This is a genomic window from Streptomyces sp. HUAS 15-9 (assembly GCF_025642155.1).
Classification (GTDB): Bacteria; Actinomycetota; Actinomycetes; order Streptomycetales; family Streptomycetaceae; genus Streptomyces.
Window position 1 is genome coordinate 7,208,013 of sequence record NZ_CP106798.1, and the last position, 26,862, is coordinate 7,234,874.

Consider the following 26,862-nt stretch of genomic DNA (forward strand, 5'->3'; position numbering starts at 1 on the left):
CCGCTATCGCATAGTTCCGGTCAGCGGTCGAGTTGGAGCACAGAGGGTTCGGGTGTTGCGAGGGGCGGGAGGATGAGTGGGTGCTATCCCGGGCCCAGGGTCTGACTCATGATATTTCTGACCGAAATGTCCTGCTGTCACAGTGTCGGCCGGTGGTCGGGGTGGTGCGTTGTCGGTGCCGAACTGGCAGGGCGTGTCTCGATAGGGGCCTACCGATTGTTGTGGCGTCCTCACGATTCTGACCGTCTGACGCGGTCCGGTACCGGCAACTGGGCATGTTGAGGTAGTTGGTTTGGACTGACCCGCTGGGTATTGTCCCGAATGATCTGACCTGGAAGGTAGAGATCGACCACGACTTCGAGCGCGGCTGGCACCTTCCGGTAAGAGGGCAGCTCATCGGACGCCGCGTACCCCTCCAGCTCTTTCAGCGCCCATGCGCGCAGCTCCTCATGGCGCGCGTAGCCGGCCAACATGAGGCACTGCCGGAGCGCAGTGGCGAGAGAGGCAGCGTCGTCTAGGACGGCGCGCTCAAGCTGCTCTAGTCCTCGGACGTCGGGTGTCGTCACGGCATCCAGTTTGCATGGCCCCACTGACAACACCGGTCGGATTCGTTGCCCTGGTGCGAGGATGCAGCCTGGCGCAGTGGAACCGGGCGTTCACCGGAGACCGCACCCGGGCCCTCGGCCGGCCCGCCCTCGACTACCAGCAAACAAAGGGGCCCCCGACTCCGTCGGCGGCCCATCGCGAAAGATCGAGGCTGGCGGGCAGCGGTATTTCCGGCGGGGCCGGGATGACCTCGCGTATCCCGCTGCCGGTCACGAGGTCACGCTTCCCGCTTGGCGTCAATCTCGGCGATCAGGGCCTCGATGCGGGTCTTGATCTCGTCGCGGATCGGGCGGACAGCCTCCACGCCCTTGCCGGCCGGGTCCTCCAGGGCCCAGTCGAGGTACTTCTTGCCGGGGAAGATCGGGCAGGCGTCGCCGCAGCCCATGGTGATGACGTAGTCGGACGCCTGGACGGCCTCGGTGGTCAGGATCTTCGGCTTCGCCTCGGAGATGTCGATGCCGACCTCCTTCATGGCCTCCACCGCGGCGGGGTTGACCTGCTCGCCCGGGATGGAGCCGGCGGAGCGGACCTCGATCCGGTCACCCGCGAGGCGGGAGAGGAATCCGGCGGCCATCTGCGAACGCCCGGCGTTGTGGACGCAGACGAACAGCACGGAGGCGAGCGGGCTGGAGGACATTGGTTCTTCCTTCGTAAGTGGATCAAGAGGGTGATGGAGGAGTCGGTTTCAGGTGCTCGGCAGCGAGTCGAGCAGCTGGGTGATGTGGGCGTCGATCTCGTCGCGGATGCTGCGGACGACGGCGATCGGGGCGCCCTCGGGATCGGTGACGGGCCAGTCCAGGTAGCGGCGGCCGGGGACGATCGGGCAGGCGTCGCCACAGCCCATCGTGATGACGATGTCGGCGGCCTGCACGACCTCGTCGGTCAGCGGCTTGGGGAATGCGTCCGTCAGGTCCACTCCGGCCTCGGTCAGTACCTGCGCGACGACCGGTTCGACCGCGGCCGCCGGGTGCGTGCCCGCCGAGGAGACGACCATGCTGCCGTTCACCCGGTGGGCGAGGAGGGCGGCGGCCGTCTGGGAGCGGCCGGCGTTGTGGCTGCACACGAACAGCACCCGCGGCAGGCCACTGCCCGGTGCCCCCTGAACATGCGCGAACGCGTCCAGCCGCTCCGTGGCCAGGTGCTCCGCCAGCACCACCAGGTGGGTACGGATGCGGGCGTGCTCGGCGAGCCGTTCGTAGGAGTCGATGATCAGGCGCTGGATGGTCTCCGGGGAGAAGTGCCCGCGGTAGCGGACGGCGAGGCGGGCGATGCCGGCCGCGAGGCGTTCGTCGGGCAGGACAGGGGGCGGGGATGCGGTCATGGGAACCCCTTCGGGGCGTGGGTCCCCACAGGTGTGGGGATGCGGGTCCCAGGGATCAGCTCAGGCTGGTATCAGCCCGGAGTGATGTGAGAGTATCAGTCCATGCTGACGTCAGTCGACACTGATCTGTTGCGGGTCCTGGCGGACCCGCTCCGCCTCCAGATCGTCACCCTGCTCGCCAAGGAGACGCTCTGCAGCACCCACCTGATCGAGGAGACGGGGGCCAGACAGACCAACCTCTCCAACCACCTGAAGGTGCTGCGCGAGGCGGGGGTCGTGGAGACGGAGCCATGCGGCCGGTTCACCTACTACCGCCTCAAGCCCGACGTCATCGCCTCGCTTGCCGGTCAGTTCGCCGACCTCGCGGAGACCGCGCGTGCCACCGCCGAGAACAACGTCAAGCGGTCCTGCCCCTGATCACCCGCCTTTACGGCGACCCGCACCGAGGAGACCTGTTGACCACCACCGAGGCCACCGAGCACGACAGAGCTGGCCAGTCGCCCATAGCCCCGGCCGCTGAGCCGCAGTCGGCCCCGGGCGCCACCCCGCCGCAGGCGCCTCCGCTGCTCGCCAAGGCCGCAGCCGAACTGGTCGGCACGGCGGCTCTGGTCGCGGTCGTGGTCGGCTCCGGCATCCAGGCCACCGAACTGACCAAGGACGTCGGCCTCCAGCTGCTGGCCAATTCCACGGCCACCGTCTTCGGCCTCGGCGTCCTGATCGCCCTGCTCGGCCCGGTCTCCGGCGCGCACTTCAACCCGGCCGTCACCCTGGCCGAGTGGTGGACTGCCCGCCGCGGCGGCGCCGGAGTCACCCTGCGCGAGACGGCCGTGTACGTCCCCTCGCAGATCGTCGGGGCGATCGCGGGCTCGGTCCTGGCCGATGCGATGTTCGGCGAGCCGCTGGTGAAGTGGTCCACCCATGACCGGTCGGCAGGGCACCTGCTGCTCGGCGAGGTCGTCGCGACCGCCGGCCTGATCCTGCTGATCTTCGGCCTGGCCCGCACCGACCGCCTCCGCTTCGCTCCTGTCGCGGTCGCCTCCTACATCGGCGCCGCGTACTGGTTCACCTCGTCCACGTCCTTCGCCAACCCGGCGGTGACCATCGGCCGCGCCTTCACCGACACCTTCGCTGGCATCGCGCCCAGCTCGGTCGCAGGGTTCATCGGCATGCAGCTGATCGGCACCGTGGTCGGCCTGGCGCTGGTGGCCCTCATCTTCATGCCCGGCCGGGAAGCCGCCGAGTGACGCGCACGTCCCAGGTAGTGGTGGTCGGCGGCGGCCAGTCCGGGCTCGCCGCCGGATACCACCTGCGCCGCCTAGGTCTCGACTTCGTCATCCTCGACGCCCAGACCACGCCGGGCGGCGCCTGGCAGCACCCCTGGGACTCCCTGCGCCTGTTCTCCCCGGCCTCGTACTCCTCACTGCCCGGCCGCCTCATGCCGCCGCAGACCGGCGCCACCTACCCCGACGCGCAGCACGTGGTGGAGTACCTGGCCGACTACGAGAAGCGGTACGAGCTGCCCGTCGAACGGCCCGTGTACGTCCACGGCGTCCACCGGGACGGCCAACTCCTGCGCGTCGAGACCGACTCGGGCACCTGGCATGCGCGAGCCGTGATCAGCGCGACCGGTACCTGGTGGCGCCCGTTCCTCCCCGCCGTCCCAGGCCGCGGGGACTTCGGCGGTCGCCAGCTGCACACCGTCGAATACCGGCGGCCGCAGGAATTCTCCGGCGGTCGCGTGATCGTGGTGGGCGGCGGCAACTCCGGCGCGCAGATCACCGCCGACCTCGCATACGACACCGAGCTGACCTGGGTCACCCAGCGCCCGCCCCGCTTCCTGGCCGACGACATCGGCGGCCGCGCCCTGTTCGACGCGGCCACCGCCCGCCGCCGCGCCCTCGACGAAGGCCGCACCGACACCGGTGGCGTGGCCTCCCTCGGTGACATCGTCGCCGTCCCGCCCGTCCGCGAAGCCCGCGACCGCGGCCTGCTCAAGGCCAGCCCGATCTTCACCCGCCTGGTCCCCGGCGGCGTTGAATGGTCCGACGGCACCCGCGCCGGGGCCGACGCCATCATCTGGTGCACCGGGTTCCGGCCCGCTCTCTCCCACCTCGCACCGCTTCAGCTCCGGGGCCGACGTGGCCACATCGCCACCGTCGGCACGCGCGCGGCGGACGAGCCGCGCCTGCATCTGCTCGGCTACGGCGACTGGACCGGCCCCGCGTCCGCCACCCTCATCGGGGTCGGCCGCCCCGCGCGCGATGCCGCCCGTGAGATCAGTGCGCTGCTTGCGGCCGGAACGGCGTAAGAGCAGCGGCACAATCGTGTCTTCCTCCAGTGCCGTGCCTTCCAGCGGGTAAGGGAGACTGCCGATCGTGACGACGACTCCCGCCTCCGACCTCTCCTCGAGGCCTGAACAGGAACGATGGCTGACCCCTGGAGTGCGGGGGATCGGAGCCGCCAGCTTCCTGGCCGATGTCGGCCACGAGATCCCCACGGCCCTGCTTCCGTCCCTGCTGACCTCCACGCTCGGCGCGCCAGCTGCCGCACTGGGCGCGATCGAGGGCGTCTCGGACGCGCTCGCCGGAGCCGCCCGCTTCGGTGGCGGCGTCCTGGCCGACGACCCGGCACGGCGGCGCAGGGTCGCCGTCGGCGGCTACACCACCACCGCCGTGCTCGGCGCCGCCACCGCTGCCGCGAGCTCGGTGTGGCAGGTCGGCGTGCTGCGGGCAGCGGCCTGGACGGCGCGTGGGCTTCGGGTTCCCGCTCGCAACGCGCTGCTGGCGGACATCGTCCCGGCGGGCGCCTACGGGCGGGCGTACGGCTTCGAGCGGATGATGGACAACCTCGGCGCCATCTTCGGACCGCTCCTCGCCCTCGGCCTGGTCGCCTGGTTGGGCGTGCAGTGGGCGATCGGGCTGTCCGTGATCCCGGGCCTGCTGGCGGCTGCCGCGATCATCTACGCCATCCGCCACACGCCCGAGCCGACCAGCCGGGACAAGGTGCCGCTGCGGATCCGCGTACGCCCCGTACTGCGCGGCGAACTGGGGCGGCTGATGGCCGCGGTCGCCGCCTTCGAGGTCGGCAACGTCGCCGCAACCCTGCTGATCCTGCGCGCGACCGACCTGCTCACTCCCGGACACGGCACGCAGACGGCGACGACCATCGCGCTCGGCCTCTACACCGCGTACAACGTCGCCGCGACCGCCGCCTCGATCCCGGCAGGACGCCTGGCCGACCGGCTCGGTGTGCGCGGTCCGGTGCTCGTGCTGACAGGCGGTGTTGCGGCGTTCGCCGTCTCCTACGGCCTGTTCGCGGTCACCGGCGCTGCCCTGATCGTCCTGGCGATCCCCTTCATCCTTGCCGGGGCCGGCATCGGCGCGGTGGAGACGGCCCAGCACTCGGCCGTCGCCGCACTCGCCCCGAAGGAACTGCGCGGCTCGGCATTCGGACTGCTGGCCACCGTTCAGTCCTTGGGCAACCTCGCCGCGTCGACCCTGGTGGGCGTCCTGTGGTCCGTGTTCTCCCCGGCGGTCGCCTTCGCCTACCTCACGGCGTGGATGCTCCTCGCCCTGGCAGGGCTGCTGTTCACGGCCGCCCGCCCCACCGGCTGACCATTGCTCAGTCGACCAGCGGGCTGCGACGTTCGACGAGGACGACATCCCGCCAGCGCCCGTGGTGGCGGCCGATGCGCTCGCGGGTGCCGATGATGCGGAACCCGGCCCGCTGGTGCAGTGCGATGCTGGCGGTGTTCTCGGGGAAGATGCCGGACTGGATAGTCCAGACACCCGCCGCCTCGGTGGAGTCGATCAGCGCCTTGAGTAGGGCAGAGGCCACTCCGCGGCCCCGGGCGTCGGGATCGACGTAGACGGAGTGCTCGATGACACCGGCGTAGGCGCAGCGGTCGGAGACCGTGGTGGCGGCGACCCAGCCGAGCACTGCCTCGTCCTCGGCGAGGGCGACGAAGCGGTGCTCGGGCAGCTTCGCGGAGTCGAACGCCTGCCAGGTTGGGGCCGTCGTCTCGAAGGTGGCGTTGCCCTCATCGATCCCTGCCTGGTAGATCGTCAGAACCTCGTCGGCATGCGCAGCGGCCATTGGCGTGATGGTCACACTGGTCGGGCTAGACATGGCGGCGTACCTCTCGTCCCCGTTCGCTGGTCAGGCTGCGGCCGGCGCGATAGTCAGCAGCTTGCCCATGGCGGCCAGTACGGACGGCTCGACCCGGTAGTACACCCAGGTGCCGCGCCGCTCGGAAGTCAGCAGCCCAGCCTCCTTCAGCTTTTTCAGGTGGTGGGAGACGGTCGGCTGGGAGACGCCGACGTCCGAGATGTCGCACACGCACGCCTCGCCGCCCTCGTGCGAGGCCACCGCCGAGAACAGCCGCAGCCGCACCGGGTCGCCCAACGCCTTGAACATCCGCGCGGCCGTCTCGGCCTCCTCCGCCGTGAACGGGCGCTCGGTGAGCGGCGGGCAGCACGGCGCCACAGCGTCGGCGGCTTCGGGCTCTATCAGCGGGAGCAGCTTCGTATTCGACATGCGTCTATGTTGACACATGTCGAATCAAGTGGGCGAGGGGTGAATGGTTCACCGATGAGTGAGGTGACCTGTTGGGCGCCATGCGACGCGGGCGTCACCGCCAGCCTCGACCGGCCACCCTCGCTCGCCGCCGCATCGGTCCGTAACGTCCCCCGTCCGCTGATTCGGTGAATGTCTATGTTGACGCTCATCGATGCAGATGCCATGCTGGGCGCCGCAAGACATCGACAGACGTCGAATCAAAGGGGGATCCCGTGGCTGTGTCCACCAACAGCGTGCCCACCACCGGCCAGCTGCCCGTCATCGTCATCGGCGCCGGCCCGGTAGGCCTGGCAGCCGCCGCCCACCTCGTCGAGCGTGGGATCGAACCGCTGGTCCTGGAGGCCGGCCCCTCCGCCGGAACCGCCGTACGCGACTGGACGCACGTCCGCCTGTTCTCCCCGTGGGCCGAGGTCACCGACCCGGCCGCCGAGAAGCTGCTAGCTCCCACCGGCTGGGTCCGCCCCGACGGCGCCACTTACCCCACCGGCGGAGACTGGGCCGTGCAGTACCTCCAGCCGCTCGCCGACGCCCTCGGCGACAAGGTCCGCTACGGCACCACGGTCACCGGGGTGGCCCGGGCGGGCCGTGACCGGATCGTCGACGCCGACCGCGACGAGCAGCCCTTCACCGTGCACATCGAGCTCGCCGACGGTGGCGAGGAGCGCATCAGCGCCCGCGTCGTCATCGACGCCTCCGGCACCTGGTTCATCCCCAGCCCGATGGGCGCCGACGGCCTGCCCGCGCTCGGCGAGAAGTCGGCAGCCGGCCGTGTCTCCTATCGTGTCCCCGACCTGAGGGACCCCGCTGTTCGCGCCCGGTACGCGGGCAAGCGCACCGCCGTCATCGGCTCCGGAGCTTCCGCCTTCACCGCGCTCGCCTACCTCGCCGACCTGGCCAAGGACGAGCCCGGCACGCACGCAGCATGGGTCCTGCGGCGCGGCATCGGAGCGAACACCTTCGGCGGCGGCGAGGCCGACCAGCTCCCCGCCCGAGGCGCCCTGGGCCTGCGCGCCAAGGCCGCCGTCGAGGCCGGCCACGCCTCCGCGGTAACCGGATTCCGTACCCACGCCGTGGAACGCGACGGCGACCAGTTGGTACTTGTCGCCGAGGACGGCCGTCGCCTGGACCCGGTGGACGAGGTGATCGTGCTGACCGGCTTCCGGCCCGACCTGTCCTTCCTCTCCGAGGTCCGCCTGGGCCTCGACGAGCGCCTCCAGGCCCCGACCGCGCTGGCCCCGCTCATCGACCCGAACATGCACTCCTGCGGCACGGTCTACCCGCACGGCGTGAACGAACTGTCCCACCCGGAGAAGGACATCTATCTGGTCGGCATGAAGTCCTACGGCCGCGCCCCCACGTTCCTGGCGATGACCGGCTACGAGCAGGTCCGTTCCATCACCGCCGCCCTCGCCGGTGACCGGGAGGCCGCCGAGCGCGTCGAACTGACCCTGCCGGAGACCGGTGTGTGCGGCGGCGCCGGCCTGTACGACGACCCCGACGCCGCCCAGGGCGGCGAAGGCGGAGGCTGCTGCGCCGCCCCGGCCACCCTTCAGATCGGCCTCAGCGCCCCCGCCTCCTCGGGCGGCTGCTGACCCGCCGATGGACAACCTCCAGACCAGCGAGGCCGTGATCGGTACGGGGGACCGATCACGGCCTCGTGCCGCCCTGCCCGCGCTCTGCGCCACGCAGATCACCAGCTGGGGGATCGTCTACTACGCATTCCCCGTCCTGAACCCCCAGATCGCCGCCGCCACCGGATGGTCGACGACCGCAACAACCGCTGCTTTCTCCGGCGCCCTCCTCATTTCCGCCCTCACCGGCATTCCGGTCGGCCGTATTCTCGACCGCCGCGGGCCGCGCGCCGTCATGACCACTGGATCTGTGCTCGGAGCCGTCGCGTTGCTGGCGATCGCCCACGCGCCCAATCTCTTGACCTTCACCGTCGCCTGGCTGCTGGCGGGAATGTCCATGGCCGCGACCTTCTACCAGCCCGCCTTCGCCGCCGTGACGCGTTGGTGGGGCGAACAGCGTGTACGCGCCTTGACCGTCGTCACGCTTGCGGGCGGCCTGGCCTCCACCGCCTTCGCACCCCTGACCGCCGCACTCTCAGAGCACCTCAACTGGCGTACCACGTACACGCTGTTGGCTGCACTTCTCGCCTCGGTCACCATCCCCGCTCACGCCCTCGCGCTGCGGGCTCCATGGCCACCAGCGCCCACGCCACACGTCCGCACGGCCGATGGCAACCGGTCAGTGGTTCGCAGCCGGCCGTTCCTGCTTCTCGCCGCAGCGCTGACGCTGAACAGTTTCGCCATGTACGCCGTCGTCATCGCCCTCGTTCCGCTGCTCATCGTCCGCGGCTTCAGCCCGACCGCCGCTGCGTGGGCCCTCGGTCTCGGCGGTGCGGGCCAGACTCTCGGCCGTACGCTCTACGCCTCTCTGGCCCGATGTACGAGCGTCACCAGCCGCACGGTGCTGCTGATCAGCGCGGGAGGAGCCACCACGGTGGCGTTCGCACTCGTGCCAGGTCCCTATCCGCTGCTGCTTGCCCTTGCCATCGGCGCGGGCATGGTGCGGGGCAATCTCACCTTGCTCCAGGCCACCGCAGTAACCGACCGCTGGGGCGCGACTCATTACGGCAGGCTCTCGGCTGTCCTGGCGGCACCTGCCACCATCGCCGGCGCACTGGCTCCCTTTGCCGGGGCCGCACTTGCGCGCGAACTGGGCGGTTACGCCTCTCTGTTCGCAGTGCTTGCGGTGACCTCGTTCGCCGCTGCCGTATTGGCCGCTGGATCGGGGCACGGACTTGCTCAGGCCAAAGCGAAGCAGCGGAATGCGTTGCGGCTGTGAGGGGCTCGGCTCACGTCCGACGTCGTCCGACGTGAATGGCGGCCTACGACGTTTCCTGCATGCGGCCACACGCACTGCTTACATGAAGGCGAGTTCACGGAAGGCGTTGCGGACATCGGTCAGTGGTCCGCGGTCGCGGGTGTAGTAGAGCTTGTTGGTCAGGAGCACTGCCCGCAGGCCCCTGGTGGGTGAGGCTCCTGTTCCCGTGAAGCCGTAGTGGACCCATGTGTCCTGTTCGGCGGTGGTGCCAGGGGCGGGATGCCAGAACATGCCTTGGCGCGGTGTCGGTCCCAATGTTCAGCATGTAGCGCAGGAAGGCAGCAAGGTCGTCGAGGACGGTGAAGACGCCGGCGATGCCGCAGACGCCGCCCAGGAGGCGTGCGGAGAAGTCGTGGGCTGTTCCCTTGAGGTGGCTGTCGGTGTCGTGAGGCTGGCGTCGAAGACGGTGTCGGCACGCATCGGGATGTCCGGCTCGTCGGGGTCGAGGACGCCGGTGGCGCCCTGGGCTCGGACGCCAGTGGTGTCGCCGACGGCCCCCACCGTGCCGGGGTACACCTTGTCACGGACGCCTTCGTCGAGCAGGGCTTCGATGCGGTCGCTGTCGTACGTCATGGTCTCCCTCTTCGCCGGGGCATCCCGCCGGTCAGCGTAGTGAGATTCGCCGCGGGGGCCGGGTAGTGACGTGCCGGACCGGCCGGAACGCGGTTCAGGTGGGCCGAGATCGGTGACCGCTCGTGCGGTCGCCGAGATGGGGTAGCGCGTTGCGTTGGCGTACGCCGCCTGCCGCAGGGCATGGGCAGTCGGGGCTGGGAACCGCTCGGGAGAACGGCGCTTGAATCGAGCGGGGTTCCCGGATTGGGCGGGCGGCAGGAACGAGTTGGAGATTGCTGCCCGAGGTGCGACGGTCACGGATGTGGCTGACGTCGCTTGCCTCGGGCTCGCTGTCTGTGCAGTCGGCATGGCCTCTCAGGCGGCTCGGCGGCGACTCGGGATGGCGGCCAGGGGGTGGCCGATCCGGTCGTGGTAGTCGAGCAGGGTGCGGGGGGAGTCCAGGGCGACCGTACCCACCAGGACGGGGGTGCCGTCGGGGCCTGGGCGGGTGTACCCCGCCACCAGGCGTCGCTTGGCGGGGTCGCCGTCGAGGATCGTCATGTCGGTGCCGAGTCCGGGCATGCCGGCGGACTGGATGCGTACGCCGTGCTGGTGGGACCAGAAGCGGGGCACCGGGGTGAAGGGTGCGGCGTCCTGGGGGCCTTGGAGGAGGGCGTCGGCGGCGTGGCGGCCCATTTCGATGGTGTTGATCCAGTGTTCGACGCGGCGCGGGGTGTCGTCGAAGCGGAGGTTGGGCCAGCGGGCTACGTCTCCGGCGGCGACGATGCCGTCGACCGGGTAGCCGTCCGCTCCGAGGGCATGTGTTGTGGGGGCGCACAGGACGCCGTCGGTGATGTCGAGGCCGGTGTGCCAGAGCCAGTCGGTGCGGGGCATGGTGCCCACGCCGACCACGGCGGCGTCGGCGCGGACGGTCTCGCCATTGTCCAGCAGTACGGTCACGCCTCGGTTGTCCTCGGACCAGCCGTGCACGCCTTCCCCGAGGTGGAGGCGCACTCCGTGGTCGCGGTGCAGGTCGCCGACGACGGTGCCGAGGGCGGGGCCGAGGGAGCGGTGGAGCAGGGTGGGGCTGACGTCGATGATCGTGACGTCGACGGCGCGGGTGCGGGCGGTGCAGGCGATCTCGCAGCCGATGAAGCCGCCGCCGATCACCGCCACGTGCCGGGCCTTGGCGAGGGCGGCGTCGATGTTGCGCGCGTCAGCCAGGGTGCGCAGCATCCAGACCCGGTCGGAGTGCAGAGGGGTGCCGGGCAGGTGGCGGGCGTCGACGCCGGAGGCGATGACCAGGCCGTCGAAGGGGAGCTGTTCGCCGCCTGGCAGGAGTAGTTCCCGCCGGTCGATGTCCAGGCCGAGGGCGCGGGTGCCCAGGCGCCAGGAGGCGTCCAGTTCGGTGTGGGTGACCAGGGCCAGGTCCGGGGGTTGGCGATCGCCGGTGAGGAGCTGCTTGGACAGCGGGGTGCGGTTGTAGGGGCGGTGGGGTTCCTCGCCGATCATGGTGATCTCGCCGCGCCAGCCGAGTTCGCGGAGGCGTTCAGCGGCGGACAGGCCGGCGAGGCCGGTGCCGACGACGGCGATGCGGTTGGTGGCCGCGCTCGTCACTGCTTCTCCCGGGTGGTGAGGGTGATGGCCTGCATGGGGCAGCAGCGGGCGGCCTGACGGACCGCCGGGGTGTGGGAGGCGTCGGGGGCGGCGTCGTAGCGCAGACGGCCGTCGGGGCCGAGGTCGAAGACCTGTGGCGCTTCCTGCTGGCAGATGCCGTACAGCTCGCAGTGGTTGTTGTCGACGCTGACCTTCACCGCTGGCGCCGCAGCGGCAGGGGCTGCGGTGGGGACGGTGACGTGCGGGCCGAAGGCGTTGACCGCGGTGTGGGATGAGGACACCGGCGTCACACCTCCTGCGGGGCGATACGGGTGGCGACCGCAGTGGTGGCCGGCAGCAGCCGCAGCACGAACAGCAGGATGGGAGCGGCGGCGATGCCGAGCACGAAGATGCCGAGCAGGCCGAGAGCCTGGACCTCGGCGGAGGCGGTGATGGTGTGCAGCAGCGACAGGCCGAAGGCGGGATAGGCGAGGTAGTGCACCAGGTGCCAGCGGCGGTAGCCCAGCTTGCGCTGGACCCAGATCGAGACGGCGACCGCGAGGCCGAGCTCCAGACCGATGATGCCGAAGGCGACCTCCGGCTCGCCGCCGTTGACGAACGGGATGACCACGTTGACGTACGAGAAGTGCTGGCCGGTCTGGAAGGCGTAGGCGATGCCGTGGATGCAGCCGAAGGCCAGGCAGATCACCGCGAGCATCATGTGCCCGCCGTAGAGGGTCTCGCGTCGCACGCTGCGGCGGGCCCATCCGGTGGTGGTCAGGATGCCGAAGCACACCGCCAGCGCCATCAGCCCGTAGGAGAGGTACCCGGCGAGGGTGGCGACGTGCCGTACGCCCTGGTCGTAGGGGGTGTAGGGGCCCTCGGCGAGGGTGTCGGCGTGGGCGGCGGGCATCGCGGCCAGTGACAGGGCGAGGGGCAGGGCCAGTATGGTGGCCCGCGCCGGCCACCGGGTCGTTGCGGTCGAAGCCAAGGTCGTTCTCCTTGCACGGGTGGCGCTGTGCGCGACGAACTGCTCCGCCGAAGCAGCACGGCTCCGCGAAGTCTTACATGCTGTGAGACTAGCCTGAGTCTTACAGGATGTGCGACAAAGGAGTGTCCCCGCCCTCGGAACGACGGACGGCGGACGGGAAGGAAAGGGAGCTGACCATGCCGAGCCCACGCGATCGGGCCGACGCTGTGGAGGCGGGTGCCCGGCGTCCGGCCGGGGCGCTGGAGGCGGAGATCATGGCCGCGCTGTGGGCCGGCGACGGGCCGATGACCGCCGCTGAGGTTCACCAGCAGCTCGGCGACGGTCTGGTCTACAAGACCGTGCTGACCGTACTCGGCCGCCTCCGCGCCAAGGGTCTGGTGGATCGAGAGCCCGTGGGCCGTGCGTACGCCTATACGCCCAGCCGGGCAGCGGCGGAGGTGGCCGCCCAGGAGATGAACGCCGCGCTGCGCCGCACCGGCCACCGCGCCGAGGTGCTCCAGCACTTCGTGGACACCCTGGACGCCGACCAGCAGACCGCCCTGCGCGCCCTGCTCGACTCCACGGACTGAGCGGGTCCGGAAAGGCGACGACGTTCGTGTACCTGACCGTGTACCTCCTGCTTCTGGTGCCCGCCGTGCTGGCTGCCGTCGGCCCTCGTCTGGCCCGGCAGCTCGCACCGGCTGCCGCGGCCCGCATGCTGGCGGCCATCTCGGCGGTGGCGGCGCTGTCCACGGTCTGGGGTCTGCTGGTCCTGGCGGCCGGTGGCCTGGGCCGCATCGGCGAGGTCATCGCCTATACACGTCCTGACCCCGCCGCGCTCGCCGCCGCCGACCCGGTGCCGCGCACGCTCGGGGTGCTGGCTGCCGCTCTGCTGTCCTGCGGCCTGTTCAGGCTTGCGCGCACTGTGTGGCGGCGCCGCCGTGAGATGCGGGCACTGGCCGGTCTGCGGCGCCTGCCTGCGGCCGGCGACCTGATCGTGCTGGCCGACGACCAGCCGGACGCCTACGCCCTGCCCGGCCGGCCCCGGCGGATCGTGGTCACCTCCGGCATGCTGCGTGCGCTGCCTGTCGACGAACGGGCGGTGCTGCTGGCACACGAGCATGCCCACCTGGCTCACCGACACCACCATTACGCGGCCCTGGGCGAGATGGCCTCTGCGCTCAACCCCATCCTGAGGCGTCTGCGCGGCGAACTCGGCTTCGCACTGGAGCGTTGGGCCGACGAGGACGCCGCCCACGCGGTGGCCAGCCGGCCGCTCGCGGCCCGTTCCCTGGCCCGAGCCGCCCTCGCCGGCACCGGCCGGGGACCCGCCACGGCGCTGGCCTACCTGAGCCACCAGGTGACCGAGCGGGTCCGTGCCCTGCAGGGCGCTCGCCCGGAAAGCCGCCGAAGCGCCGCGCTGCTGGCTGCGTCCCTGGTCACCGCGACGGCACTCGCGCTGGCCGACGCCACCTCGGCGCTCGGCCGGTTCCTGGAGATCTTGCACCCGTGAACGGGCCCCCAACGCCAACGCGTTCATCGGCAGCACGTCCGGCGTGGCTGACCCACAACGTGAAAGTGCTGTGCGGGGTCTCATTCCTTCAGGACGCCGCCAGTGAGCTCCTCTATCCGATCCTGCCGATCTTCCTGACCACCGTGCTCGGCGCCCCGCCCGCCGTGGTCGGCGCGATCGAAGGTCTCGCTGAGGGCGCCGCGTCGGTCACCAAGGTCGCCTCGGGGCGCCTGGCCGACCGATTCGCCCGCCGCCCGCTGATCGGAGCCGGATACGGGCTGGCCGCCCTGGGGAAGCTGCTCATCGCCCTTGCCACTGTGTGGCCGTTGGTGCTGGTGGCGCGGGTGGTCGACCGGCTCGGCAAGGGGGTGCGGGGCGCCCCGCGCGATGCCCTCCTCGTCGACGGCGTGCCGCACCGGCAGCGCGGCAGGGTGTTCGGGCTGCACCGGGCGGCCGACACCGCCGGAGCCGTGGTCGGGCCGCTGGCGGGTCTCGCGCTGTACGAGGGCCTCGACCACCGTCTGCGGCCGTTGTTCTGGGTCGCGGTGATCCCGGCTGTCGCCTCGGTCGCCCTGGTCGCCGTGGTCCGCGACCCCGGCCGGGAGAACGGCGCTTCGGCGAAGGCCGTACGTACACGGTGGAGAGCTCTGCCCCGCCCGTACTGGCGCGTTCTGGCGGCGCTGATCGCCTTCAACCTGATCAATTTCCCCGACGCGCTGCTCCTGCTGCGCGCCCACGAGTTGGGCCTGTCCACGGCCGGAGTCGTCGGCGCCTACGCGGTCTACAACCTCGCTTACGCCGCCCTGTCCTACCCCGCCGGAGCCCTGTCCGACCGTTTGCCGCGCCCGCTCGTGTTCGCGGCGGGCCTGGTCTTCTTCGCCGTCGGATACCTGGGCCTCGGACTCATCCATGCGCCCTGGCTGGTCTTCGTCGTCCTGCCGCTGTACGGCGGATTCGCCGCCTGCACCGACGGGGTCGGCAAAGCCTGGATCTCCACCCTCGTTCCTGACCGCCAGCAGGGCACGGCCCAGGGCCTCTACCAGGGTGCCACCGGCGCCGCCGTCCTCTTCGCCGGGCTGTGGGCCGGGCTTGCCTGGGGTCCCGACGGGCATGCCCCGCTTCTGATTTCCGGCGCTGTTGCCCTCGTCCTGGCCGCCGCGCTGTCCGTCCTCGGCCGCAACCGGCAAGCCAACGGCTGACCAACACCGGCAAACCAATATTGACGTGTCCTTGACCGCTTCTTCCAACTCCGGTCACACAACGCAGGGCTAGGCTCACCGGGCGACTCACGTCCCGGCGACGCCGGGACCGTACCTGCGCCAGCACAGCCCGAGACGAACCGTCATCGCGGAGTTGGGGGAATCGCCATGCGCACACGTACAAGAGCGTCTCTCGTGGCCACCGCCGCTACGTTACTGCTCGTCGCCACAGTGGGCAGTTCCGCAGCCTCGAGCGACAGCCAGCCGGTCCACCTGGTCTCACCCACCGACCCTTACGCCGCCTGCGACATCAGCGGCGACGGGACCGGCACCAACTACCTGTCCGCAGAGGACGAACCGTACGTCACCGCAAGCCCCCGCGACCCGCACAACGCGGTCGGCATCTTCCAGCAGGACCGCTGGTCCAACGGCGGCGCCCGGGGTCTGACCGCGACATACACCCATGACGGGCGGCACTTCACCGAGACGCCGCTGCCGTTCTCGCACTGCGCGCCGGGCGGGCTCAACTACCAGCGGGCCTCCGATGGCTGGGTGAGTACCGGCCCTGACGGCACGGTCTACGCCAGCGGTCTGGTGTTCGACGCCACCGACGCACGGAACGGAGTGGCCGCCTCGACGTCGTACGACGGCGGACGCACCTGGAAGCACACCACCCCCCTGATCGACGACACACAGGCCCAGTTCACCGACGACAAGAACGCCGTCACCGCCGACCCCTTCCACCCCGGCGTCGCCTACCAGGTCTGGGACCGCATCGACGAGGACGACTCCACCAAGGTCTACGACGGACCCGCCTACATCTCCATCACCCGCGACGGCGGCCGGCACTGGACCAAGGCACGCCCGTTCGTGGACACCTCGGTCGTCCCGCACTCGCAGACCATCGGCAACGTCATCGTCGTCGACCCGCGCACCGACACCCTCTACGACGTCTTCGACTGGCAGACGTACGACATCGACTACGCGACCGGCACCTTCACGCCCACCGACCTGCATTTCGCCATGGTCAAGTCGACCGACCAGGGACGCACGTGGAGCAAGCCGGTCACCATCGCCAAGGACACGTCCGTACCCGAAGTCGATCCCAACGCCCCCACCGACGCGAGCAAAGCCCTGCGTGCGGGCGGCGACCTGCCGAACGTCGCCATCGACCCGCGCACCGGTGAGCTGTACGTCGCCTATGAGGGCTCGGACTTCAGCAGTGGCGGCTACAACTCCGTGGAACTGATCCACTCCACCGACGGCGGCCGCACCTGGTCGGCACCGAAGCGGGTCAATACTGTCGCCTCCGCACCTGCGTTCACGCCCTCCATCAGTGTGGACGCCCGTGGCACGGTCGCGATCACCTACTACGACCTGCGCTACCTCACCGCGAGCAACGCCACGACCCTGCCCACTGCCGCCTGGCTGGTCACCTTCCGCCGCGGTGCGGAAAGCCGTGCCACCGAGCGCCGTATCTCCCGCGTCTTCGACTGGCTCCAGGCCCCCTACGCCGGTGGCCACTTCCTCGGCGACTACGAGGGCCTCGCCACGGACGGCCGCTCCGCTGTACGGCCGCTGTTCGTCGAGACCAACGCCAACGCGGCGCAGGACTCCACCGACGCCTACAGCGGGCTGTTCCACACCGGCACGCAGAACGGACCCTTTGTCGAGGCCACGGCCACAGCCCCAGCGCGCACCGCAGGAACGCTGGGAGCCCGGCCGCACAGGCTCGTCCGATGATCGAAGAGGCGTCGCAAAGCGGCTGCAGCTTCCGGAACTTCGGGTTCATGTGAGGCGCAAGGTAAACAGAGCGCCATTTTTCCTGTGAGCCCTTTGTGTGACTGTTGTGGTCACGCCAAGATCCCCTCTGCGCCCGGGACACCCCCATGCTCCCGGCGCAGGGAGGAGCGGGCATGTTGCCCCCGAAGCACCAGCGACGGTTCATAACCTGCACCGTCGTAGCGGCCGCGCTCGGACTGGTAAGCACCCAGTCTTTCGCGGCGCCCAACAACGCAAGACCCCGCCCCTGGCAGGCACGCCACCAGGCCGCCATCGGCCGGCAGCACATCAAGGCAGTGCACGCGGGACACGGCTTGTCCGCGTTCGCCGCAGAAGGCGGCGATGACGACGGGGCCGACGAGGCGGAGAACTCCGCCGAGGCCACGGCCCAGTTCACCGAGGCCCGCACCGCGCCCGGCGTGGTCGCGCCCGGCGCCTACGGGGCGGCCTGGCAACAGCTGCAGTCGATGAGGCACACGAGCGGCAGCTGGGACCACGTCACCAAGAAGGCGTACAACGCCGACGACCCCCGCTACCGCGATGTGAACTCCAACTCCAGCGGCGGCGCGGGCGACGTCACGGGCCGGATCACCGGCATCGCGGCCGACGACCACGGTGACGTGTACGCGGGCGGCGCGAACGGCGGCGTCTTCCGCTCCACCACGGGCGGCGGGCACTGGAAGCCGATCTCCGACAAGCTCCCGTCCCTGTCGACGGGCACCCTCTCGCTGGACGGGCAGAACCGGCTCTGGTACGCCACGGGCGAGTCCAACACCGGCGCGACGTCCTTCGTGGGCACGGGCGTGTACGTCCTGAAGGACCCGCGCCACGGACAGTTCCAGCCCGGCGACCGCGTGGGCGGCGCCGAGCTGGAGTCCACCGTGATCCACGCGCTGCGTTTCGCCGGCACCAAGGTATGGGCGGCGACCAGCACCGGCGTCTGGTCGCACTCCACGACCACCCTGTCGGGGCCGTGGAAGCAAGAGTTCGTCCCCAACCCGGACTATCTGCCGGGTGGTTCGAAGGCGTCCGACCCGAGCGCGCCGTACAAGAACATCGCCAACGACATCGCGGTGGACCCGAAGGACCCCTCCAAGGTTCTCCTTGCGGTGGGCTGGCGTGGTGGCGACACGTACAACGGGCTGTACGCGAAGGCGGACGACGGCAGTTGGAAGCCGGTCAGCGGACTGGGTGACCTGCCGACCAGCAGTGACGACGTCGGCAACATGACGTTCGCCGCGGCGGCGGACGGCTCGCGTCTGTACGCCATCGACCAGTCGCCGGCGCAGATGGCCGCCAACCCGGACAGCGGGCTGAAGGGCGTGTACGTGTCGAAGAACGGCTCGCCGTTCGGGCCGTGGACGCTGATCGCGGACTACACCAAGCTGAAGGCGTCCGGATCCGCGCTGCAAAGTGCGGGCTACATGCCCGGCATCCAGTCCTGGTACAACCAGTTCCTCCAGGTCGACCCGGCCAACGCCGATCACGTCTACCTCGGCCTGGAAGAGGTCTTCGAGACCAAGAACGGCGGCCAGAGCTGGACCGTTCCCGGCCCGTACTGGAACTTCCCCTTCCCCTGCTGGAGCATCGACCCGGCCAAGCAGACCGGTGACTGCTCGCCCACGACCCACTCCGACCAGCACGCGGTCGCGATCGGCAGCTACAAGGGCAAGACCTGGGCGTATGTCGGCAACGACGGCGGCATCTACCGCCGTCCGCTGAACGGCGCGGTCGACTCCGGTGGCCACGCCAAGGACTGGCAGTCCCTGAGCGACGGCACCCTGGACACCCTCCAGTACTACTCGGTGGGTGTCGGCAAGGACCTCACCAACGGTGGTGTCTCGGTGACCGGCGGTCTGCAGGACAACGGTCAGTCGATCCTGCGCGGTCACGACAAGGTGATGGGTTCGAACTTCGGCGGCGACGGCGGCGACACCATCACCGACCCCGCCAACGGTTGCAACGTTGCCGCCGAGTATGTCTACCTGGACATGTGGGTGACACAGAACTGCGGTGTCAACGACGGTTCCTGGTCGACGGACCCGTCCAAGGCCACCGAGTACGAGGTCGCCCCGCCGGATAAGGACCAGGGCGGCGCGGGCGCCCGCTTCATCGCGCCGATCGCCGCCGACGCCAAGGACACCCACACCTGGGTGGCCGGTGGCCGGCACGTGTGGGTGAACACGAAGGGCTTCGCGATCCGCTCCGGCAAGGAGTGGACGAACGCGTTCGACCTCGGTGAGGGCCACGTGGCCACGGCGGTGGCGTCCTCCGGCGGCACGGTCTACGTCGGCTGGTGCGGCCCCTGCAACAACCAGGGCTTCACCCGGGGCATCGCGGTCGGCAACGCCGACGGCACCGGCTGGCACCAGCTCACCCTCCCGGTCGACGGCACCATCCCGAACCGCTACGTCTCCGGCTTCGAGATCGACCCGGCCCACGCCCAGCACGTCTACGTGGCGATCAACGGCTTCTCCCGCCGCTTCACCGAGGGTCCGGGCGCGGGCGTCGGCCACGTCTTCGAGTCCAAGGACGGCGGCGCGAGCTGGACGGACATCTCCGCCAACCTGCCCGACGTCCCCGCCGACACGGTCAAGCTCCTCCCGAACGGCGGCCTCGCCCTCGGCACCGACCTGGCCACCTTCTACCGCCCCGCCGGCGCCACCAAGTGGCTGGTCCTGGGCCACGACCTGCCCACCACGGCCGTGATGCAGCTGCGCCTCGGTCCCGACGGCAAGCTGTACGCCGCCACCCACGGTCGCGGCATCTGGTCCTTCGACGTACGGCGCTTCAAGGGCCGCAAGGACTGATCGCCACCCGTACGCTACGTAGCACGACGACGGCCGGTGCGGCCCCGCTCATGGGGCCCACCGGCCGTCCGGCGTTCGGGTCACTGCACCGGATATGCCGCCACACTCAGCTGGAGCGTGAAGAGCGGCGCGCCCTCGGGACCCCAGGTCACGGACGCCGATCCGATGCGCGCGGCACGCACCGTGACCCGGGTGGCGCCCTTGCCGTCGGTGGCGGAGGAGGTCACCAGCGCCAGCATCGGGTTGCTGCCTCGCGGCTGCGGCCAGGGGCCTTGGGCGCGGGGTTCCAGGACGACGGTCACCGTCGTGCCGGATCGCACACACAGGGTTCGGATCGAGGCATCCCCGGCGCTGTGGGTGATCGTGGCAGAGCCTGCCAGGCAGCCTGACGACGCGGAGGCCGTAGGGCGGGGCTTGGCGGTGTCCCTGGGTGGCGACGACGGAGTCTCGGGAGGTGCTGTCGCCGACGACGTAGCGGGCGAGGCTGGGTGACTTACCCTCCCTGTACTGCTTGGCGACGGCGTTGTGGCGCGTGGGTCGGCGGAAGAGCGCGGTGGTGTGGAGCCGGAGTGGGCGCTATTGCCGCTGCTTCCGCAGGCGGTCAGCAGACAGCCGACCGCAACGACGGCGGCCCCGAAGCACGACCCTCTGAGCACCGGCCTGCGTCTTTGCTGCTCCAGCGCCACAACTGCCTCCTCACGTCGCCGCACGCCACTGTGACGTCCGGGTCCGGCGCCCGGTTCCTGCGCCCATAGTCCCGTGCTCATACACAAGGTGCGCCCCGGCGTCGTCGCCGGGGCGCACCATGTGTCTTCTCGGGTCAGTGCTGGACCGGCAGCGGCCTGGTGAGATGCGGTGAGGGGACGGTCGCCGCGCCGTGGGTCGTGGAGCGGGCGCTGCCTCCGGTGACGGTGAGCGGGCCGGCGGTGTAGAGGGCCTCGTCGAAGGCTTGCCCGTTGGTCGGGGCCTTGCCGACGGCGAAGACGGAGACCGCCTTGCCGCTGACGACGGAGGTGGAGATGTAGTCGCCGACCATGCTGCCCTGGGTGGAGCCGGCGATCTGTGAGAGGGACATGGGGCCGGCGACCGTGGCCGGGGCGCTCCAGGTGCTGCCGCCGTTGGCGGAGGAGATGTAGCCGACCTCCAGCTGGCACGTGGGCGTGGTGCAGTTGGCGTTCGGGTAGAAGTAGTAGTACAGGCCGATCTTCGCCGTCGTGCCGGAGGTGGCGGGGTCGATGCCGATGCCGGGGATGAAGTGGTCGACGCCGCTGGTGGTGGCGTCGATCGGGACCCGCGTCACCGACGACCAGCTGGTGCCGTTGGTCGAGGTGGCGTAGACGATGTCGTTGGCCGGGCAGCCGGAGCGGAAGCGGCAGTCCTGCCAGGCGACGTAGACCTTGCCCGAGCCGTCGATCTCGGCGGACGGCAGGCCCTCACCGTCACGCAGGTTGCCGGCCACGCCGTGGCTGGAGACGTTGGCGACGAGTGTGCTGGAGGACCAGCTGGAGCCGCCGTTGGTCGAGTTGAAGGCGCGGATCGAGGACCCGTTGGCGGAGTAGGGGACCACGACCGTGCCGTTCGGCTGGACGAGGGGCTGGCCGCCCAGGCCGCTCGGGCCTCCGGACGGTGCCACGGGCGCCGACCAGGTGGCGCCGCCGTCGGTGGAGCGGCTCATCACCACCGCGTTGCCCGAGGACGTGACGTCCACCTCGACGTAGCAGGTGCCGTAGTACGGGCTGGAGGTGGAGTTGTCGCAGACGATCCACTCCTTGTCGTAGCCCTGGCCGTCGTTGCCGACAGCGATCACCGGGTTCTGCCAGCTGGTGCCGTTAGTGGAGCGGCTGACGCTGACGCCGGCGCCGTTGACGTTGGAGTCGATGACCAGTCCGGCGACCATCCAGGTGCCGTGCTTGGCGTCGTAGGCGACGGCCGGGTCGGAGACGCGGGCCCAGGTGCCACCCTGGTAGGTGGTGATGCCGGGGAGCATGCCGTGCTGCCAGGTGGTGCCGCCGTCGGTGGAGGTGTTCCAGCCGATGTCGGAGGAGCCGCCGTCGGTGAACCGGCCGACCTGCGAGGAGGCGACGATCGTGTTGCCGTACGCGAAGGTGTCCGGTTCGAGCTCGGTGGCGTGCTGGCTGGAGGAGTTGGTGAACGGATCCGTGCTGACCTGGGTCAGACCGGGCGGCGGGGTGGCGGTGGTGAAGGAGACGTCGTCGTAGAGGGTGTAGCTGGCGTCGCCCGCGTAGTTGTCGTCGTGGCTGACGAGTTTGAGGGTGTAGCTGTGACCGGCGGTCACGGACGACGTGACCTGCTTCCAGCCCTGGCCGTTGGTGCAGGTCTTGGCCAGCGCGGTCGTCGTGGTGCCGGTCGTGGCGTCGGTCAGGGTGGCCGTGGCCCAGTCGTACGTGACCGTGTCGGGACAGGTGACGCTGTACCAGAACGACAGCTGAGTAGCGCCGGTCGGCGCGGTGAAGGTCTGGGCGATCGAGGAGTCGCCGTTGGTGGGTGAGGTGCCGCCAACGCGGCCGGCGTACGTACCCGTGTGGGCGCCGGAGCCGACCACGGACGTGGTCCCGGCGGAGGTCCAGCCGGTCAGGCTGCCGGATTCGAAGCCGCCGTTGGAGACGTCGGCCAGGGCCGGGTGCGAGGCGAGAAGGAGGCCGCCTAAAGAGAGCAGGGCGGTGGTGGCGGTCGCCACGGATCTACGGACAGCAGTGCGCGACATGAGGAGACCCCTTGTCGTCGATGGGGGGTGTGCCCTCAAGCGAGGGCGTTCGAGGTGGGGCGGACCACCGGCGCAGGTTCGCTGGTCCGCCCCGGGCACGACGTTTCAGGAACCGATCTCTGGCCCGACGCCGGTCAGGACAGGGTCACGTCGTCGTAGCGGGTGTAGGTGGCGTCACCCGTGTAGTTGTCGTCGTGGCTGATGAGCGTGAGCGTGTAGCTGTGCCCGGCCGTGACCGGGGCGGTCTTCTGGATCCAGCCGGAGGAGGACACACAGGTCTTGGCCAGAACGGTGGTCGTGGTGCCGGTGGTGTTGTCCTTGAGCGTGGCCGTGGCCCAGTCGTAGGTGAGCGTGTCCGGGCAGGTCACGTTGTAGTAGAAGCCGAGCGTGCTGGTCCCGGACGGTGCCGTGAACGTCTGGGCGATGGAGGAGTCGCCGTTGGTCGGCGACGTGCTGCCGACCCGGGCGGCGTAGGTGCCGCTGTGCGCCCCGGAACTGACCACGGACGTGGTCGCGGCCGAGGTCCAGCCGGACAGGCTGCCCGTCTCGAAGCCTCCGTTGGTGATCCCACCGCCGCCGCTGCCCGAGGTGACGGTCAGCGTGTAGGTCGCCGTGTGGGTGGCGGAGGCGCCCGTGCCGGTGACCGTGATGTTGTACGTCCCCGCCGGCGTCGACGACGCCGTGGCCACCGTCAGAGTCGACGAACCGCCCGCGGTCACCGAGGCCGGGTTGAAGCTTGCCGTCGCCCCGCTCGGCAGCCCGGATGCCGACAGGCTCACCGACTGAGCCGAACCGGAGGTCACGGCGGTCGAGACGGTGGTGTTCGCCGACGAACCGGCGGCGACAGTGGACGAAGCCGGGCTGACGCCGATCGAGAAGTCGTTGCTCGCGGTGGAGCCGCAGTTGGGCAGGGTGAACGAGGCCAGCCTGGTGTGCCAGTTGAAGTTGCCGTTGGCGGGGATGTACTCGTTCGTGTACCAGAACGTGCAGTCGTCCGTCGGGTCCACGGACATCGAGGTGTAGTCGCCCCAGCGGCTGTACGTGGTCTGGGACCCACCACCAGTTATTGCGGTGACCTCGCCCTGCGTCATCGTGCCGAGTGTGTCGCCGGCCAGTCGGCCGGTGTAGCGGATCGACGGGTGTACGGAGGAGGAGGACTGGGAGTAGCCGAGGGCGATGTTGCCGACCTTGTCCTCGGCGATCGAGCCCATCCAGCGGTAGGTGGAGTCGGGGGCGTACGTCCCCTGCTGGTACACGGTCGGGTTGCCGCCGGACATGCGCAGCTCGTACCAGCGCACGCCCACGGAACTGCCTGCTGTCACCGCGTGATTGACCACGAGCGACTCGTGGTCGCCGAAGTTGCGGTAGGCCAGGCGGAACATCAGCCGGTCGGATAGCGAGTCGAGCTGCTGACTGGTCCCGGTCTGCGGGATGCAGGTGCCGGAGCTGCCGCAGGCGGTGGTGTACGACGCCACGGTCAGCGTCGACGGGCCGGTGAAGGTCGAGTTGGCGGTCGTCGTCCAGTCGACGTGGAACTTCCAGTACGCCAGCGTCGTACTCGTCGTGCCCAGGCCCACCATCAGCTCCGGCTCACCGGACGGCGGTGCAGCCGAGCCGTCCAGGTCCGCGCCGAGGAGGCCGCCGTAGGAGGACGAGGTGGTGAAGCACTGCTGGGCGGCGCTCGCGCCGGTGAGCATGGCCGACCGATTCATGGCGCACGCCTCAGCGTTCAGGAAGCTGCCGGAGGCGGTGAACATGTTGTAGGTGACGTAGTACGCGTCCGGCCACACCGACAGCTTCGGGTAGTCCGGGAAGTTCGCGTACTGGAACGAGTAGCGGTAGTAGCTGCCCGTCGCGTCCGAACTGCTGGAGACGGCCACGCACTCGTAGTACGGGCCGGAGGACGAGGAGACGTTGGCGAACTGCGTCACCACCCAGCGGCTTGCGAGGGTGTCCCAGCGTACGACCGCGTCACCGTCGTTGGTGGACTGACAGGATCCGCCGAAGCCGGACCACAGGGTGCTGGTGTCGGTCGGGGCGAGGACCGTTGCCCCGGACCTGGAGTACACCGCGTAGGCGGTGTTCACGGTCTCGACGATCTGGCTGGAGCCTACGGCGGCGTTCGGGTCCGGCGGGACACCCGTGATCGAGTAGTTTCCTGCGCCGATGCCCTCGAAGTTCGTGCCCGTCGAAGGGGCGGACGGCCCGCCGGGGCTGGACTGCACGACCGGGTCCGGGATGTGGGACGCGGGCGGGTGCGGGAGGCGCGCCTCGCCGGGGTCGTCATCCTGCTGCTTCTTGCCGTGGTGTTCGTGGTGGGCGTGGGCGGCCATGGAACGCAGGGTGGGGGAGGTGTCGTGGCGGACGGCGGGCCCGGTGTCGGCCGAGTGGTGGGCCGCCGCGGTGTGGGGTGCGGGGTCGGCCTGGGCCGCGGGGGCGGCGAGCCAGAGTGCGGGGACTGCGGTCAGGATCGCGGTGAGCGCGGCTATCCGGCCGCGTCTGCGTCTGGATCGGGACACGGAACATCCTTTCGAGCAGCCGGAGATCGCCCGGCATGTGGGGAGAAGAAGGACGTTCACGCCGATGGAGCGCGTGTTCGCAATCCGGGATGGTTGCACCGGACATGTCACGCAACAAGAGAGATGCAGCCTGCGTGGCGCGAAGCAACCGAGAATTTACAGACTTCAGCCAACTCACAGTAAAAACAGAGGGTTTCCTCTGTATCGGCACAAGGGATTTCCCTGTATCGCCCGTAGCGGGGAGGCGCGAATCCCTGCCGGATCACGGAACGGATCCAGCCTCAGCCGCGTCCCACCATCGGACTCTCCCGACTCCACCCTGGGGGCATCGTGAGACACCGCTGCACCGGCGCTCGTTCACTCGCCGTGCTCGCCCTCATTGTTTCAGCCGCCGCCTGCGCGTCCGGCACCGGGGCCACCGCGCCCGCCAAGAACAGCCCGTCGGCCCCCGCCTCGACCCGGTCGTCCCACGGGACCCCGGCCCCTGCAGGCTCGTCGGCCTCCAGCTCCACCCGACCGTGCCTCAGCGGCACCGTCACGGTCCTGTACCCGTCGGCCGACAATCCCTTGCGTAGCGCCTGCCTGCAGGTCGGCACGACGATCCACCTCACCCTCAAGTCGCCGGCCAACTACGGCTGGGCACCGGTCAGGAGCTCCAACCCGAACACCGTCACGTTGCTCGACGACCACACCGCATCCGACGGCACTCGGTCCGCCACCGCGCGCGCCGCCTCTGCGGGGACCGCGACGCTCAGCTCGGCCGACACCTACACGCCGGACTCACACGGTCCGCCCTCAAGGGCCTGGCAACTGACCCTCACTGTGGTCCCGTGACAGTCGTGCGCTACGACGGTTCGACGTGGACCAGCAGCCGCCAGAGCCGCGTCTGCGGCCCGAACCGATCTCCGCGAAACGACGACGTCGATCGCAGCTCCGCCTCACCGACACCCACAGCCCTGACCGTGGCCCGTACGGTTCCGTCTGTTGTTTCCGCCGCGATCACCGCCAAGGGCCCTGTGACCACTTCGACCGGCATCCACCCATAGGCGGCTGATCCGTACAGGGTGATCGCGACCTCGTCGCCCACTTGTATATGCAGCGGCGGTGCCGGCGGATCCCCGGGACGGTGGACGACCTCCAGCTGCCTTGCCTCATCGTGCGCCACGTCCGAAAGCTAACGCGAAACCCCGTGACCTGACGGCGCCAGCCAGGAAGGCGCTCCGGCCCCGACGAAGCCCCGCAGGCACGGCCGGGTCACCCTGATCGCCGAACACCACCCCCGCGCCGTACGCCTCTCCATCCATCCCCAGCCCGTCGGCGCCCCGAAGTTCGGCATCCGCCTCCTCGACGCCCCCGACGCCTGGACGACCCCCTGGCACTCCGTCGCCTTGCGCCGTAGCGACGGTAGGTGGACTCTCATGCCCAGAGCCGAAGCCGCCCGGATGGTCGACTGGTGCGGCAAGGCGGCAGAGACAGTCACTTCGACCAGAACCGGTCAGCTTGCCTGCCTGGGGCTCAGTGAGAGTGCGCCAACGCGACCCTGAAGAGGCGGGGCCCGCCGCGTCCGAGTCCGTTCGTGCCGTGGTCGATGAAGGACTGCCGGTAAGGCAGGCCACAGGCTGTCCGTCAATTCCGGTCGCGAGGAAACGAAGACTCAACGCGTTGTCAGCCCGTCCAGGCCAGATTGAGCACCGGTTCGGACGAAGCCATCCGGCAGTGATCGAGTCATGCCGTTGCGCCGGGATCAATGGGACGGTTGCGCAGTGCTGTCCCGGACGCGGGTCTGACTCATGAGATCTATG

At 70.0% G+C, this 26,862-nt stretch carries 24 protein-coding genes and 2 pseudogenes; 13 read left to right on the forward strand and 13 right to left on the reverse strand.

Annotated elements, in window-relative coordinates; all coding sequences use genetic code 11:
- Positions 1-230: 230 nt before the first annotated feature.
- From N8I87_RS32890 to N8I87_RS32900, 3 genes are all read right to left on the reverse strand, one after another.
- On the reverse strand, positions 231-566 hold the full coding sequence (locus tag N8I87_RS32890) for an AbiTii domain-containing protein (protein ID WP_263214180.1): 336 nt from the start codon (positions 564-566) through the stop codon (positions 231-233).
- Positions 567-823: 257 nt separating this feature from the next.
- Complete coding sequence (locus tag N8I87_RS32895) at positions 824-1,243, reverse strand: arsenate reductase ArsC (protein ID WP_263214183.1); 420 nt, start codon at positions 1,241-1,243, stop codon at positions 824-826.
- A gap of 48 nt (positions 1,244-1,291) precedes the next feature.
- Positions 1,292-1,927 (reverse strand): arsenate-mycothiol transferase ArsC, encoded by a 636-nt coding sequence (locus N8I87_RS32900; protein WP_263214184.1) that lies wholly within the window; start codon positions 1,925-1,927, stop codon positions 1,292-1,294.
- Between the two features lie 102 nt (positions 1,928-2,029).
- On the opposite strand from N8I87_RS32900, the gene N8I87_RS32905 reads away from it, so the two are divergent.
- From N8I87_RS32905 to N8I87_RS32920, 4 genes are all read left to right on the forward strand, one after another.
- Positions 2,030-2,344: an ArsR/SmtB family transcription factor gene (locus N8I87_RS32905; protein WP_053764272.1), complete on the forward strand. Its 315-nt coding sequence runs from the start codon at positions 2,030-2,032 to the stop codon at positions 2,342-2,344.
- 38 nt (positions 2,345-2,382) lie between these two features.
- Positions 2,383-3,171: an aquaporin gene (locus N8I87_RS32910; RefSeq protein ID WP_263214188.1), complete on the forward strand. Its 789-nt coding sequence runs from the start codon at positions 2,383-2,385 to the stop codon at positions 3,169-3,171.
- The gene (locus tag N8I87_RS32915) at positions 3,168-4,235 is read left to right on the forward strand and encodes an ArsO family NAD(P)H-dependent flavin-containing monooxygenase (RefSeq protein WP_263214190.1); all 1,068 of its coding nucleotides are present in this window, start codon (positions 3,168-3,170) and stop codon (positions 4,233-4,235) included. Before N8I87_RS32910 ends, N8I87_RS32915 begins: the two co-directional genes overlap by 4 nt.
- 67 nt (positions 4,236-4,302) lie before the next feature.
- Entirely contained in the window at positions 4,303-5,541 is a 1,239-nt protein-coding gene (locus tag N8I87_RS32920) for an MFS transporter (RefSeq protein WP_263214192.1), read from the forward strand.
- Positions 5,542-5,548: 7 nt separating this feature from the next.
- Here N8I87_RS32920 and N8I87_RS32925 read toward each other — a convergent pair whose 3' ends face one another.
- Together N8I87_RS32925 and N8I87_RS32930 are read right to left on the reverse strand one after the other, a co-directional pair.
- Positions 5,549-6,022 (reverse strand): GNAT family N-acetyltransferase, encoded by a 474-nt coding sequence (locus N8I87_RS32925; RefSeq protein WP_402424635.1) that lies wholly within the window; start codon positions 6,020-6,022, stop codon positions 5,549-5,551.
- 63 nt (positions 6,023-6,085) lie between these two features.
- Positions 6,086-6,463, reverse strand: coding sequence for an ArsR/SmtB family transcription factor (locus tag N8I87_RS32930; protein ID WP_263214195.1), 378 nt, complete (start codon positions 6,461-6,463; stop codon positions 6,086-6,088).
- 260 nt (positions 6,464-6,723) lie between these two features.
- On the opposite strand from N8I87_RS32930, the gene N8I87_RS32935 reads away from it, so the two are divergent.
- Positions 6,724-8,097 carry an NAD(P)-binding domain-containing protein gene (locus N8I87_RS32935; protein WP_263216776.1) on the forward strand — a complete coding sequence of 458 codons (1,374 nt, stop codon included), beginning with the start codon at positions 6,724-6,726 and terminating at the stop codon, positions 8,095-8,097.
- A 7-nt stretch (positions 8,098-8,104) separates the two neighbouring features.
- Positions 8,105-9,355 (forward strand): MFS transporter, encoded by a 1,251-nt coding sequence (locus N8I87_RS32940; RefSeq protein ID WP_263214197.1) that lies wholly within the window; start codon positions 8,105-8,107, stop codon positions 9,353-9,355.
- Positions 9,356-9,433: 78 nt separating this feature from the next.
- On the opposite strand, the pseudogene N8I87_RS32945 reads toward N8I87_RS32940, so the two are convergent.
- The 4 genes and pseudogenes from N8I87_RS32945 to N8I87_RS32960 form a co-directional block, all read right to left on the reverse strand.
- Positions 9,434-9,967: pseudogene (locus N8I87_RS32945) on the reverse strand (hypothetical protein).
- Positions 9,968-10,321: 354 nt separating this feature from the next.
- Complete coding sequence (locus N8I87_RS32950) at positions 10,322-11,563, reverse strand: NAD(P)/FAD-dependent oxidoreductase (RefSeq protein WP_263214199.1); 1,242 nt, start codon at positions 11,561-11,563, stop codon at positions 10,322-10,324.
- Positions 11,560-11,844, reverse strand: a complete 285-nt coding sequence (locus N8I87_RS32955; RefSeq protein WP_263214200.1) for a ferredoxin — start codon at positions 11,842-11,844, stop codon at positions 11,560-11,562. Before N8I87_RS32955 ends, N8I87_RS32950 begins: the two co-directional genes overlap by 4 nt.
- A 5-nt stretch (positions 11,845-11,849) precedes the next feature.
- Positions 11,850-12,533, reverse strand: coding sequence for a ferric reductase-like transmembrane domain-containing protein (locus tag N8I87_RS32960; protein ID WP_263214201.1), 684 nt, complete (start codon positions 12,531-12,533; stop codon positions 11,850-11,852).
- 176 nt (positions 12,534-12,709) lie between these two features.
- On the opposite strand from N8I87_RS32960, the gene N8I87_RS32965 reads away from it, so the two are divergent.
- The 5 genes from N8I87_RS32965 (at position 12,710) to N8I87_RS32985 (ending at position 19,816) form a co-directional block, all read left to right on the forward strand.
- Positions 12,710-13,102 carry a BlaI/MecI/CopY family transcriptional regulator gene (locus N8I87_RS32965; protein ID WP_263214202.1) on the forward strand — a complete coding sequence of 131 codons (393 nt, stop codon included), beginning with the start codon at positions 12,710-12,712 and terminating at the stop codon, positions 13,100-13,102.
- Between the two features lie 26 nt (positions 13,103-13,128).
- A complete protein-coding gene (locus N8I87_RS32970; RefSeq protein ID WP_263214203.1) occupies positions 13,129-14,025 on the forward strand; it encodes a M48 family metalloprotease in 897 nt (298 codons plus the stop codon).
- Positions 14,026-14,090: 65 nt separating this feature from the next.
- The gene (locus N8I87_RS32975; protein ID WP_263214205.1) at positions 14,091-15,224 is read left to right on the forward strand and encodes an MFS transporter; all 1,134 of its coding nucleotides are present in this window, start codon (positions 14,091-14,093) and stop codon (positions 15,222-15,224) included.
- A gap of 195 nt (positions 15,225-15,419) precedes the next feature.
- A complete protein-coding gene (locus tag N8I87_RS32980) occupies positions 15,420-16,967 on the forward strand; it encodes a sialidase family protein (RefSeq protein WP_263214206.1) in 1,548 nt (515 codons plus the stop codon).
- 173 nt (positions 16,968-17,140) lie between these two features.
- Positions 17,141-19,816, forward strand: a complete 2,676-nt coding sequence (locus tag N8I87_RS32985) for a WD40/YVTN/BNR-like repeat-containing protein (protein ID WP_263214208.1) — start codon at positions 17,141-17,143, stop codon at positions 19,814-19,816.
- A gap of 80 nt (positions 19,817-19,896) precedes the next feature.
- On the opposite strand, the gene N8I87_RS32990 is transcribed toward N8I87_RS32985, so the two are convergent.
- The 3 genes from N8I87_RS32990 to N8I87_RS33000 all read right to left on the reverse strand — a co-directional run bounded on the left by N8I87_RS32990 (position 19,897) and on the right by N8I87_RS33000 (position 25,060).
- A complete protein-coding gene (locus N8I87_RS32990; RefSeq protein WP_263214211.1) occupies positions 19,897-20,136 on the reverse strand; it encodes a hypothetical protein in 240 nt (79 codons plus the stop codon).
- Positions 20,137-20,636: 500 nt separating this feature from the next.
- On the reverse strand, positions 20,637-22,541 hold the full coding sequence (locus N8I87_RS32995) for an exo-alpha-sialidase (RefSeq protein WP_263214213.1): 1,905 nt from the start codon (positions 22,539-22,541) through the stop codon (positions 20,637-20,639).
- A gap of 134 nt (positions 22,542-22,675) precedes the next feature.
- A complete protein-coding gene (locus N8I87_RS33000; RefSeq protein WP_263214215.1) occupies positions 22,676-25,060 on the reverse strand; it encodes a hypothetical protein in 2,385 nt (794 codons plus the stop codon).
- Positions 25,061-25,627: 567 nt separating this feature from the next.
- On the opposite strand from N8I87_RS33000, the gene N8I87_RS33005 reads away from it, so the two are divergent.
- A complete protein-coding gene (locus N8I87_RS33005) occupies positions 25,628-25,894 on the forward strand; it encodes a hypothetical protein (protein ID WP_263214218.1) in 267 nt (88 codons plus the stop codon).
- Between the two features lie 10 nt (positions 25,895-25,904).
- Here N8I87_RS33005 and N8I87_RS33010 read toward each other — a convergent pair whose 3' ends face one another.
- Positions 25,905-26,225 carry a hypothetical protein gene (locus N8I87_RS33010; protein WP_263214219.1) on the reverse strand — a complete coding sequence of 107 codons (321 nt, stop codon included), beginning with the start codon at positions 26,223-26,225 and terminating at the stop codon, positions 25,905-25,907.
- Positions 26,226-26,319: 94 nt separating this feature from the next.
- On the opposite strand from N8I87_RS33010, the pseudogene N8I87_RS33015 reads away from it, so the two are divergent.
- Positions 26,320-26,582, forward strand: a pseudogene (locus N8I87_RS33015) (L-tyrosine/L-tryptophan isonitrile synthase family protein); the annotation flags it as partial.
- Positions 26,583-26,862: the final 280 nt, after the last annotated feature.

Coding starts and splice junctions, on each gene's coding strand:
- N8I87_RS32895 (WP_263214183.1), bottom strand. CDS start 1,243: ATGTCCTCCAGCCCGCTCGCCTCCGTGCTGTTCGTCTGCGTCCACAAC.
- N8I87_RS32900 (WP_263214184.1), bottom strand. CDS start 1,927: ATGACCGCATCCCCGCCCCCTGTCCTGCCCGACGAACGCCTCGCGGCC.
- N8I87_RS32905 (WP_053764272.1), top strand. CDS start 2,030: ATGCTGACGTCAGTCGACACTGATCTGTTGCGGGTCCTGGCGGACCCG.
- N8I87_RS32940 (WP_263214197.1), top strand. CDS start 8,105: ATGGACAACCTCCAGACCAGCGAGGCCGTGATCGGTACGGGGGACCGA.
- N8I87_RS32965 (WP_263214202.1), top strand. CDS start 12,710: ATGCCGAGCCCACGCGATCGGGCCGACGCTGTGGAGGCGGGTGCCCGG.
- N8I87_RS32925 (WP_402424635.1), bottom strand. CDS start 6,022: ATGGCCGCTGCGCATGCCGACGAGGTTCTGACGATCTACCAGGCAGGG.
- N8I87_RS32930 (WP_263214195.1), bottom strand. CDS start 6,463: ATGTCGAATACGAAGCTGCTCCCGCTGATAGAGCCCGAAGCCGCCGAC.
- N8I87_RS32985 (WP_263214208.1), top strand. CDS start 17,141: ATGTTGCCCCCGAAGCACCAGCGACGGTTCATAACCTGCACCGTCGTA.
- N8I87_RS32995 (WP_263214213.1), bottom strand. CDS start 22,541: ATGTCGCGCACTGCTGTCCGTAGATCCGTGGCGACCGCCACCACCGCC.